This is a genomic window from Aeromicrobium sp. Leaf272, from assembly GCF_001422865.1.
Classification (GTDB): domain Bacteria; phylum Actinomycetota; class Actinomycetes; order Propionibacteriales; family Nocardioidaceae; genus Aeromicrobium.
Window position 1 is genome coordinate 322,653 of sequence record NZ_LMMY01000013.1, and the last position, 8,378, is coordinate 331,030.

Here is an 8,378-nt window from a genome sequence, read left to right on the forward strand (position 1 = left end):
GAATGGTCCGGCGGGGCCGCGCGGCGTCGGGTTGTGGCGCAGGGCGGGAGGGCGCAGGGTGGTGGCATGCCCCTGACATCGATCGAGGACGAGCTCCGCCAGCTCATCGCCGACCGCGTGCGCGCGGTGGTCGAGCGTGACAGCAGGACGTTGGTCGACGCCCACGATCCCGAGGTGGTCAGCTACCCGGTCCTCCCGCCGGCCGAGACGCGGGGGACCGCGGCCGTGGCGGACGGCCTCGGCGCGTGGCTGGCGTCCTACGCCGTCGGTCCCGGGTACGAGGTGCACCACCTGCACGTGGGTGGGGCCGACGACGTCGGGTACTGCGCCTTCCGGTACCACGTGAGCGGCCGCCTGCACGACGGTGCCGAGGTGGACATGTGGGTGCGCAGCACCCTGGTCTGTCGGCGCGTGGACGGCGCGTGGCGCATCGTCCACCAGCACGAGTCGGTGCCCTTCGACCCGGCCACCGGTGCCGGCCTCGTCTCCGAGGCGCCCGACGACTGACCCGGGGCGTGCCCGTCAGACGAGCCAGCGCAGGGTCCGACCGTGTCCGTGCGTCCAGGCCACGGCCTGCCCGTCGACGCCCAGCACGAAGGTGGGGTGGTCCGGGGGAGGCGCAGGACTTCCGGAGGTGACCGACGGCAGGACGTTCTTCGACTCGTTGCTGACCCAGTGGCAGGCGCCCTCGGCCACGAGGCCACGGACGAGGACGTCGTAGGCGTCGCGCTGCTCGTCGTCGAGGTAGGCGATCACGGCGCTGTGGAACACGACGACCGGTCCGTCGGCCGACGCAGCCTCGACGAGGCGCGGCAGCTCGGTGAGCAGGTCGCCGGCGACGAGGTCCGGTGGATCGGCCCGGGCCACGTCGAGCGCCGCACGCAGTCGGTCGCGACGGTCCTGGTGCTCGGGCCAGACCAAGGCCTCCAGCCAGGCGGCGTCGTCGCCGGACGTGACGTCGAGCGGGTTGAGGTCGACGCCTCGTCTGGCTGCCACGGACGGGACCCGGGTGGGGAGCGAGACGCGTCCGGTCATCCGGCACGGCAGCTCGGGCCCGACGCCGAGGGTCACGTCGCCGTCGTCGGTGCGCCACCGGTAGGCGTAGCGGTCGGGGTAGAGGCACAGGCCCGCGCTGGCACCGACCTCGACCAGCGAGAGCGGCGCGCCGTCGTGGTGCTCGGCGAGGAGGCCGAACGCCGGGACCAGCGTGGCGAGTCGTCCGACCTCGTTGGTCTGGGTGGCGCGCTCGAGGATCGTCGCGCGGACGGGTCCCTCCGGGCCGTCCGCCAGGAGCGCGTCGCGGAGCCCGCCGTACGGGCCCGGGGCGATCACGCCGTGCACGCAAGCGGCGGCGAACACCAGGTTCGGCTGCTGCTTCAGACGGGGGAGGGTGGTGAGCCACCCCAGCACCTCGGGGTCCTCGGCGACGGCCGCGGACCACGTGGCGAAGGTGGGGGAGTCGGCGGCCTGGGCCGCGAACTCCCGATACTGCTCGGCCAGGTCGTGCCAGAGCTCCATGCCGTCGATTGTTGCTCGCTGCGACCGGTGCGCGAGCAGCGGAGGGCGGTTACGCCTAGGCGCGGTGCTCGGGGGCGGGGTGCCCCTCGGCCAGGGGGTCCGCTGGATGGGCCGGGTCAGCGGCGTGGTGGGCGACCGCGTGGTCGGGGGCGCCGCTCATGTGCCCGCCGTCGGTGCGGAACAGCGCGCTCGGCCACCACATCCAGCGGCCGAGGTCGAGGTTCAGGGCCGTCACCAGCACCGACCGCACGATGATCGTGTCGAGCAGCACGCCGAGGGCCACCGCGAACCCGAGCTCGGCGAGGAACACGATCGGCAGGGACCCGAGGGCGGCGAACGTGCCGGCCAGCACGAGGCCGGCCGACGTGATGACGCCTCCGGTGGCGGCCAGCCCGATGAGCGCACCCCGCCGGGTGCCGTGCAGGAGCGCCTCCTCCCGGACGCGGGTCATGAGGAAGATGTTGTAGTCGATGCCCAGCGCCACGAGGAAGACGAAGGCGTACAGCGGGAGCGACGAGTCCGCCCCCTCGAAGCCCAGGACGTGGCGGAACACGAGGGCGCTGATGCCCAGGGCCGCGCCGAACGAGAGCACCACCGTGGCCAGCAGCACCAGGGGCGCGACCAGCGCCCGCAGCAGCAGGGCCAGGATCAGGAGCACGGCCACCAGGATGATCGGGATGATGAGCCGGTTGTCGGCCGCCGAGGCCTCCTGCACGTCGTGGTTGATCGCCGTGGTGCCACCGACGAGGGCTCCCGGCACGTCGGCCAGCGCGTCGCGTGCCCGGTCGATCGTCTCGAACGCGCTCGTGGAGTCCGGCGCCGCCTCGAGGGTGCCCTCGACGTAGGCGATGTCGCCCTGCACGACCGGCTCGGTCACGGTGTCCGGCGAGATGCCCTGCACGTCCTGGAGCGCCGCAGCGGCCGCCTCGCCCGCGCCGGCGTCGGCCACGACCTGCACCGGGTCACCGGCGCCCCCCGGGAAGTGCTCTGCCAGCTTCTCCTCGGCCACGATGGACGGCTGCTCGGTGGTGAACGACTCGGCGTTCGAGAGTCCGTCGGCGTCGAGCTGGACCACGCCGAGGGTGAAGGCGCCCAGGACGAGGGTCGTCACCACCCACACGGTGCGCGGGCGGTGCGCGATGCGCCGACCCACCCGACCCCAGATGCCGCGCTCGGCGGGCTGCGGGTCGCCGAAGCGCGGCACGAAGGGCCAGAAGACCCAGCGGCCGAACACCACGAGCAGCACGGGGAGGAGGACGAGCATGACGACGAGGGAGACGACGATGCCCGCGGCGGCGACCGGTCCCAGCCCGGACGTCGAGCTCATCTGGGCGAGCAGCAGGCACAGCAGGCCGACGACCACGGTGCTGCCGCTCGCGAGGATGGCCGGGGCGGCGCGGTGCAGGGCATGCGCCATGGCCTCGTGACGGTCCTCGGTGTTGCGCAGCTCCTCGCGGTAGCGGGCCACGAGCAGCAGCGCGTAGTCGATCCCGGCGCCGAGCACGAGCACGGACAGGATGCCCGCGCTCTGGCCGTTGACCGTGAGGTCCGCGTACCTCGCCAGCAGGTACACGACGCCCTGGGCGGCGAACACGCTGAGCACGCCGCACACGAGCGGGATGATCCACAGGATCGGGCTGCGGTAGGTCAGCAGCAGCATGACGACCACGACCGAGATCGCCGCGAGGAGGAGGATGCCGTCGATCCCGGCGAAGGCCTTCGCCTGGTCCGCGCCGAGCGCCGCAGGGCCGGCCACGTAGACGTCGGCCCCGCCGGCGCCGTCCTCCGCGGCGGTGCGCAGCTCGTCGACGACGTCGGGCAGGCGCTCCCAGCCGGTGTCGGGGTCGATCCTGAGGCTGACCACCAGCTGCGCGGCGACACCGTCCTCGGACGGGATCGGGCCCACGATGTCGCCGGTCACCTCGGGGATCGCCGCGATATCGGTCTTCAGGGTCTCGAGCCGCGCGAGGTCGTCGGGCTGGGGGCCGTCCTCCCGCACGAGCAGGACGATGGCCGGGATCACGTCGGGGTCGGCGAACTGGGTCGCCTTCGCGATGACCTGCGTCGACTCCGCCTCCGCGGGCAGGAAGGAGGCGACGTCGTTCTCCTGCACGTCGGCGAGCTTCGAGCCGAACGAGCCCAGACCGCCCAGGGCGACGAGCATGACGACCAGCACGAGCCACTTGGCTCGACGGTGGGCGATCCAACCACTGATCCGGTGGTTCATGCGCATGCTCCTGGGGGGTGGGGTGCACGACCGGCGCCGCAGCCCTCTCATCATGGCGGACAGAGGGGGGCGCGTGGAATCAGGGAGATCCCCGATCCGCTCACCCGGGCCGACTGGGTCCACGCGGTCGGCACGCGCGGCACGGCCTGGGATACTGGCGGGGATGAACCCCACCTACGCCGAGGTCGAGGCCGCCCTGCTGGGCCGCTGGCCCGAGACCAGGCTCGAGCCGTCGCTCGAGCGCATCACCGCCCTGTGCCGTCTGCTCGGCGACCCGCAGGACGCCTACCCCGTCGTCCACCTCACCGGCACGAACGGCAAGTCGTCGACGGCGCGGATGATCGACGCGCTGCTGCGGGCGCTCGACCTGCGCACCGGGCGGTTCACCAGCCCGCACCTGCAGAGCATGACCGAGCGGATCAGCCTCGACGGCGAGCCGCTCACCGAGGAGCAGTTCGTCGAGGCCTTCGCCGACGTGGCCGCCTACGCCCAGGTCGTCGACGACAGCCAGCCGCACCCGATCTCGTTCTTCGAGCTCACCGTCGCCATGGCGTACGCGGCCTTCGCCGACGCGCCGGTCGACGCCGCGGTGGTGGAGGTCGGCATGGGGGGTGCGTGGGACGCCACCAACGTGGCGACCGGCCGCGTCGCCGTGGTCACGCCCGTGGCCGTCGACCACACCGCCTACCTCGGCGACCGCGCGGTCGACATCGCGCTGGAGAAGTCCGGCATCATCAAGCCGGGCGCCCACGCCGTGCTCGCCGCCCAGGAGCCCGAGGTGCTCGACGTCCTCATGCGCCGCAGCATGGAGGTCGGGGCCACGGCGCTGCGCGAGGGCGTCGACTTCGGGGTCGCCGACCGGCTCAACGCCGTCGGCGGGCAGCAGATCAGCCTGCAGGGCCTCAACGCCCGCTACGACGACGTCCTCCTGCAGCTGCACGGTGCGCACCAGGCGCAGAACGCCGCCGTGGCGCTGGCCTCGGTCGAGGCGTTCGTCGGTGCCGAGCTCGACGGCGACCTGGTGCGGTCGGCGTTCGGCGAGGTCACCTCGCCCGGTCGGCTGGAGGTCGTGCGGCGCAGCCCGACCGTGCTGGTCGACTCCGCGCACAACCCGCACGGCGTCCGCGCTGCGCTCGAGGCGGTCCAGGACTCCTTCACCTTCAGCCCGCTCGTCGGTGTCGTCAGCGTCATGGCCGACAAGGACGTCGAGGAGATGCTCCGTGAGCTCGAGCCCGTGCTGGCCCACGTGGTGTGCACCCAGAACAGCCTGCCGCGTGCCATGCGGGCCGACGAGCTCGGCGAGCTGGCCGAGGAGGTCTTCGGCGAGGACCGGGTGACCGTGGAGCGGGGCCTGGACGACGCCCTCGTCCGCGCGATCTCGATGGCCGAGACCGGTGCGGGCATGGAGGAGGCGATCGGCAGCGGCGGCGTCATCGTGATCGGGTCGGTCGTCACCGCCGGCGAGGCGCGGGTGCTGCTGGGTGCCGGGGCAGTCGGAGGTGGGGCATGAGGGGCATGTGTGCGGCGATGCTGACGTTCGAGGCGATCCTCCTCGGACTCAGCGTCCCGGTGATGATCTCCGTGGAGGACGTGCCGGCCGGACTGGCGCTCACGCTCGGCCTGGGGCTCGCGGTGCTGTGCATCCTGACGGCCGGCATGCTGCGCAAGCCGTCGGGCTACGTCGTCGGCCACGTCCTGCAGGTGGCGGTCGTCGCCCTGGGCTTCCTCGTGCCGGTCATGTTCTTCGTCGGCGGCATGTTCGCCCTGCTCTGGGCCAGCGCCTTCCTGCTCGGCCGACGCATCGAGGCCGACAAGGCCCGGTGGGCCGCCGAGGGTCCCGACCCCGACTGACCCTCGCGTCCCGGGGGAGCGCGGCCTACGGTGGACCCATGGTCAAGGTGCTCGCGGTCGCGGACGAGGTGGTGGAGTCGATCCACCACCCGCAGGTGCGACGGCTGCGGCCGGACCTCGTGCTGGCCGCCGGGGACCTGCCGTGGGACTACCTCGAGTTCCTCTCCTCCTGCCTCGACGTCCCGGTCGTGTTCGTGCCGGGCAACCACGACCCGCAGGTCGTGACCCAGCGCAGCGGTCTCATGGGCGTCCTGACCGGCGACGGCATGCCGTCGGCCGACCCCCGGCCCCTCGGCTGCACCAGCGCCGACGGCGCGGTGGTCGAGGCGGCGGGTCTGCGCATCGCGGGTCTGGGCGGCAGCATCCGCTACAACGCGGGGGCCAACCAGTACACCCAGCGCCAGCTGGCGCGTCGGGCCCGACGACTGGTGCGACGGGCCGGTGACCGGCCGGTCGACGTCCTGCTCACGCACTCCCCGCCGTTCGGCCTCGGCGACGAGGACGACCCGCCGCACCGGGGCTTCGAGGCGCTGCACGACGTGATCGGCCGGCTGCAGCCCACCTGGCACCTGCACGGCCACATCCACCCCTACGGTCTGCAGAAGAGCGACCGCCACGTCGGCCGCACCACGCTGCGCAACGTGATCCCGTGGCAGGTCATCGACGTCGAGCCGCTCGACGCACCCGTCGCCGCGGTCGCCGGGGGTGGGCGCCGTGGTCGGTGACTCCGGATCGCCCCGCGTGGACGCCGAGAGCGACTTCATGCGTGCGCGGCGGCACCAGGTGCTGTCGGCGCTGGCGGCACGGCTGCGCAACGACCACGACGACGTCGCGCAGTCGATGTCGTTCGACGAGGTCGTGGAGGCGCTCGGTCGGCGCGGGGAGCACTACGCGGGCACGCGGGTGATCCCGCTGGACTGCATCGTCGGCTCCGTCGACAAGGTGCGCGACTTCGACCGCCGGTTCCGGCCGACGTCGGCGCGCAGCCGTGAGCGCTGGGAGCGTCTGGCCCGCGCGAGCCGCACCGGCGAGGTGATCCCGCCGATCGAGGTCTACCAGGTGGGCGACCAGTACTACGTGCGCGACGGCCACCACCGCGTCTCGGTGGCCCGCAGCCTCGGCCTGAAGCTGATCGAGGCGCGGGTGACCGTCGTCGACACGTTCCTGAGGCCGGTGGGGGTCGAGGGACGCAGCGACCTCGAGCTCAAGCACTGGCGCCGACTGATGCTGGAGCGGGTGCCGTTCACCGGCGAGGCGCGCGCCGCGGTGGCCTTCGACGACCCCTTCGACTACGGCTACCTGGCCGAGACCGTGGAGGCCTGGGCCACCCGCACCATGCACGCCGAGGGTGCCTACATGGACAAGGCGACCATGGCGAGCCGCTGGTACGCCGAGGAGTTCGAGCCGGTCGTGGCCATGATCGAGGAGGCCGGGGTGCGCGGCGACGACGAGCGACCTGCCGCGGCCTACCTGCGGGTCGCGGGGGAGCGGTACCGGCTCATCCGCGAGCACGAGTGGAACGCCGAGGTGCTCGAGGCCGTGCGTAAGCGCCGCCGGAAGGCCCAGCCTCCCCGCCCGTCCGACCGGTCGTGACCGGCCGGACGCGGCACGGGGCTAGAGACCGACGGTGAGGTTCTCCCCGCTCGTCGGGTCGAACAGGTGCAGCTTGTCGGTGTCGATGAACAGCACCGTGTTGTCGTCGTCGGTGATCTTGCTGGCGGCGTCGAGCGAGACGACCAGCTGCGTGCGCAGCGACTCGCTGTCGGCCTCGCGGGCGAGCTCGCGCAGCTGGTCCTGCGTGGTGGCGTCGGCGTCGTAGGGCACGTAGGCGTACTGCTGGTCGCCGAGCCACTCCCGCACGTCGATGTGCGCCTCGAACGTGCGCGAGGAGTCGGCCTCGTCCTTCAGCACTGACACGTCCTCGAAGTGCTCGGGGCGGATGCCGGCCAGCATGAGGCCCTTGCCCTCGGCGCGCGCGGCCTTGTCGGCGGGCAGCGGGAAGGTGCCGAACGGCAAGGTGATCTTCCCGTCCTCCACGGTGGCCGGCAGGAAGTTCATCGGCGGCGAGCCGATGAAGCCGGCGACGAAGAGGTTGACCGGCTGCTCGTACAGCTCACGCGGGGAGGCGAGCTGCTGCAGGATCCCGCGCTTCATGACCGCGACGCGGTCGCCGAGCGTCATCGCCTCGGTCTGGTCGTGCGTCACGTACACGGTCGTGATGCCGAGCTGCTTCTGCAGGCGCGCGATCTCGGTGCGCATCTGGCCACGCAGCTTGGCGTCCAGGTTCGACAGCGGCTCGTCGAACAGGAACGCCTTGGCGTCGCGCACGATGGCGCGGCCCATGGCCACGCGCTGGCGCTGACCGCCGGAGAGGTTGCCGGGCTTGCGCTCGAGGTGCTCGTCGAGGTCGAGCGTCTTGCTGGCCTGGCGGACCTTCTCGTCGATCTCCTTCTCCGGCACCTTCTTCAGGCGCAGCGGGAAGGCGATGTTCTCGTAGACCGTCAGGTGCGGGTAGAGCGCGTAGTTCTGGAAGACCATGGCCAGGTTGCGGTCGCGCGGTGCCAGGTCGTTGACCCGGTCGCCGTCGATGATCATGTCGCCGGAGCTGATGTCCTCCAGACCCACGATCATGCGCAGCAGGGTCGACTTCCCGCAGCCCGACGGGCCGACCAGGATCAGGAACTCCCCGTCCTCGACGTCGATGCTGATGTCGTTCACGGCGGGGAAGCCGTCCCCGTACTTCTTGACGATGTTCTTCATCTCGATGGTGGCCATGGGATCA

The 8,378-nt window shown here is 72.2% G+C and carries 8 protein-coding genes; 5 read left to right on the forward strand and 3 right to left on the reverse strand.

Features of this window, described 5'->3' with window-relative positions; genetic code table 11:
- Positions 1-66: 66 nt before the first annotated feature.
- Positions 67-507: a nuclear transport factor 2 family protein gene (locus ASF38_RS10775; protein ID WP_056575834.1), complete on the forward strand. Its 441-nt coding sequence runs from the start codon at positions 67-69 to the stop codon at positions 505-507.
- Between the two features lie 15 nt (positions 508-522).
- Here ASF38_RS10775 and ASF38_RS10780 read toward each other — a convergent pair whose 3' ends face one another.
- A complete protein-coding gene (locus ASF38_RS10780; protein ID WP_056575836.1) occupies positions 523-1,518 on the reverse strand; it encodes a DUF2332 domain-containing protein in 996 nt (331 codons plus the stop codon).
- Positions 1,519-1,573: 55 nt separating this feature from the next.
- Positions 1,574-3,745 carry an MMPL family transporter gene (locus ASF38_RS10785; protein ID WP_082480689.1) on the reverse strand — a complete coding sequence of 724 codons (2,172 nt, stop codon included), beginning with the start codon at positions 3,743-3,745 and terminating at the stop codon, positions 1,574-1,576.
- A gap of 163 nt (positions 3,746-3,908) precedes the next feature.
- On the opposite strand from ASF38_RS10785, the gene ASF38_RS10790 reads away from it, so the two are divergent.
- The 4 genes from ASF38_RS10790 to ASF38_RS10805 are packed head-to-tail and all read left to right on the forward strand — an operon-like array spanning position 3,909 to position 7,189.
- Complete coding sequence (locus ASF38_RS10790; RefSeq protein ID WP_055965088.1) at positions 3,909-5,255, forward strand: folylpolyglutamate synthase/dihydrofolate synthase family protein; 1,347 nt, start codon at positions 3,909-3,911, stop codon at positions 5,253-5,255.
- Complete coding sequence (locus ASF38_RS10795) at positions 5,252-5,596, forward strand: DUF4233 domain-containing protein (protein WP_055965092.1); 345 nt, start codon at positions 5,252-5,254, stop codon at positions 5,594-5,596. The genes ASF38_RS10790 and ASF38_RS10795 overlap by 4 nt, the downstream gene beginning before the upstream one ends.
- A gap of 38 nt (positions 5,597-5,634) precedes the next feature.
- A complete protein-coding gene (locus ASF38_RS10800) occupies positions 5,635-6,321 on the forward strand; it encodes a metallophosphoesterase (protein WP_056575840.1) in 687 nt (228 codons plus the stop codon).
- A 16-nt stretch (positions 6,322-6,337) separates the two neighbouring features.
- The gene (locus ASF38_RS10805; protein WP_235497653.1) at positions 6,338-7,189 is read left to right on the forward strand and encodes a ParB N-terminal domain-containing protein; all 852 of its coding nucleotides are present in this window, start codon (positions 6,338-6,340) and stop codon (positions 7,187-7,189) included.
- Positions 7,190-7,210: 21 nt separating this feature from the next.
- Here ASF38_RS10805 and ASF38_RS18095 read toward each other — a convergent pair.
- Positions 7,211-8,378: ABC transporter ATP-binding protein (locus ASF38_RS18095; RefSeq protein WP_304438655.1), on the reverse strand; the 1,168-nt coding region annotated here is incomplete at its 5' end.

Bases quoted from the DNA above. Each gene is read 5' to 3' on its own strand.
- ASF38_RS10795 (WP_055965092.1), top strand. From the start codon at position 5,252: ATGAGGGGCATGTGTGCGGCGATGCTGACGTTCGAGGCGATCCTCCTC.
- ASF38_RS10785 (WP_082480689.1), bottom strand. From the start codon at position 3,745: ATGAACCACCGGATCAGTGGTTGGATCGCCCACCGTCGAGCCAAGTGG.
- ASF38_RS10790 (WP_055965088.1), top strand. From the start codon at position 3,909: ATGAACCCCACCTACGCCGAGGTCGAGGCCGCCCTGCTGGGCCGCTGG.
- ASF38_RS10800 (WP_056575840.1), top strand. From the start codon at position 5,635: ATGGTCAAGGTGCTCGCGGTCGCGGACGAGGTGGTGGAGTCGATCCAC.
- ASF38_RS10780 (WP_056575836.1), bottom strand. From the start codon at position 1,518: ATGGAGCTCTGGCACGACCTGGCCGAGCAGTATCGGGAGTTCGCGGCC.
- ASF38_RS10775 (WP_056575834.1), top strand. From the start codon at position 67: ATGCCCCTGACATCGATCGAGGACGAGCTCCGCCAGCTCATCGCCGAC.